Raw genomic sequence first — 2,329 nt, 5'->3', positions numbered from 1 at the left:
AGAGGTTATACCGTAATCTAAAATGATAGCTTTATTGTTATCAGAAGCTTTGTTTAAAGAGAGTTATGTATATTCATTTTCTTATATTACTTATAGGTTTTGAATGTTTCTCAAACCCCCAAAACACCTACAAAACCCTCTTAAATATATATTAAAGATTGTATTTATGTTTTGTGTTTAATATAGGTTGTTTATTTGAAAGATTAACTTATTGAAATATAATGACTTTTATTTTTTATTGAAAAATATGTAAAGGGGGGAGCGTAAAAAGCACCTCCAAACCCCCCTAAACCTCCAAAACTCATAACCATAATGGTCTTGATAGCATCTATTATGATTATAATCCCTTTCTTTTGAAAGGCTTAAAGGATCATATGCTTTTCATAAAGCACATTTTAATCATTCACTAAAATCATAAGATTCGTCTGTTAAATAAACTGACATAACCGATAAAATAGACAAAAGCCCATTAAAAGAGATTTTGATAATCTATGAAATAATAGGTTATTTCCTTTAAATCTTGCACCAAAACCATGATCAGAGCCACACCACTGTTGAATTTCTCAACTAGTGATCAAGGCTTTGGAGCGCGTCTTATTTTCTAAATTTCTGAAATCTTTTCGATATTTTTTAGGTGCTATTTCTTGTCTTTTTTTCCGATAAAATTGACTATTTTCTCTTTCCACGAGCGGGGTTGCTCCTTGCTGGTAACCTCTTGTGGATCATCAAGCTTTTCTGCCACCTGTTTAATCAAAGCGTAACTCACTTGCTTCACCTTTGCTACTTCTTTGGCTAAAGCTAATGCACGTTCAAGGTGGGTTTTGTTGATGCTTTCGTCAAAGCCTAGGTGATCACCTGCCGTAAAGCTTTTCTGATAAGATTGTAAGGTTTCAGCATCACCCAACAAAGCAAGAGCGCCAAGATGAAGTAAAGCATAATGTGCATCGTTTGCTTCAGACGTGGTGCTTTTTTCCCAAGGAGCAGCGCCATAATCAGAGCGAAGTCTTTCAGAAAGGTCAATGTCTGTTACCGCCCATTTTAGCGCGTCATCAAGTGCTTGCTTTAAGCGATCCGCAGTAACTTCTGGTTCAAAGATTTCTAACCCCTTTGCTTCAAAATTAAGCTGTATATCTGGAATATCTTCCGTGTGGGTAGGATCAATGAATTTACAAGCGGTGGAAAGAATGCCCGTGCTAATCATAAAGGCGCTATCAAATTGTGGGTAATCTTTGGCAATTTCGTCGTTATAAAGAATGTCTACTTCACGATCAGCCAATTGATAGCTTGCCATATGGTCATTCTCATTGATTTTCTCGGTTGACCAGCCTAGACTTTTTAAAAGTGCATGAGCACTTTCCATGGTGAGACGATCATCAGTGTCATCCGCTTCATCCACTTCCTCTGCCACTTCAACAGAAGTTGTTTTAGAAGCAACAGATGCTGTTTGCGGATCCAAGCTTAAAATCGGAGCGTTTTTAGGAAAACCAGTCCGATAACGGCGTGCAAGAGCAAGGACGTTATCAATAATATGTGCTATGTTTTCCCTTATCAAAGCTGAAAAGTTTTTATCCTTCAAACTTTCCTTATAAAATTTGAGTTTTTCAACATCCCCAATAAGAATAAGTGCAATAAGGTGCAACTTCGCAAAATCATATTCACTGTCTGGGGACAAAGCCGCATAATCATAGATGATTTGATTCACATTTTGTCGATCAGCCCAGCACAAAATATCCGCACTGATCTGTTTCAGCTTGCCTTCATCCAATTCAGTACTAGAAACTGCATAAACTTCTTCTGATTCTTTAAGAACGGTATATTGGGGAGTATTGATGAAAATAGATCGATAAGCTGTAGAAAAACCAAGTGTTGAAAGAGAAACCTTGAAGGTAACAAATGGTGTCTCTCCTTTTTTATCAAGGTCGTACACTATATTAATGATACGATCTTTCGTTATAAAATAAGCATTGCAATTGTAATTTTTATCACGATAGACTGTCCAGTCCATCCTTTTTAAGTCTTCAGAAACTGTATTAAGAAAAGACAAATCTTGTAAACTAAGACGATCATCTATAGCTTTTCGCTCATTAAGGATTTTCAGATATTCTTCAGCAAATTGAACGGCATGGTTAATATATCTCTCTACTTCACGGTCATCCAAAATCTCAGAAATCTTACCGGCTTCTAAAAAATTTTGATAAGATTTCAGAACATCAATTTGACCTGTCAATGCTAAACAAGCCAAATGCCAGACTATACGTATATTGTAGCTATACTTTTGAACACGTGTTTTGCTTTCTATTGATGCTTGTAAATCTTGGGCACGTGCCCA

The 2,329-nt window shown here is 36.3% G+C and carries 1 protein-coding gene; it reads right to left on the bottom strand.

The genetic code is table 11. From position 1 onward, the window contains the following. Nucleotides 1–637: 637 nt before the first annotated feature. Nucleotides 638–2,329: DUF6990 domain-containing protein (locus ACFIK1_RS07205; RefSeq protein ID WP_375662458.1), on the bottom strand; the 1,692-nt coding region annotated here is incomplete at its 5' end.

This window comes from Bartonella sp. OC16QHHD, assembly GCF_042194035.1.
In the GTDB taxonomy this organism is placed as follows: domain Bacteria; phylum Pseudomonadota; class Alphaproteobacteria; order Rhizobiales; family Rhizobiaceae; genus Bartonella.
Note: the sequence above shows the minus strand (reverse complement) of the source record. Positions and strands in the feature narration are given on the sequence as shown.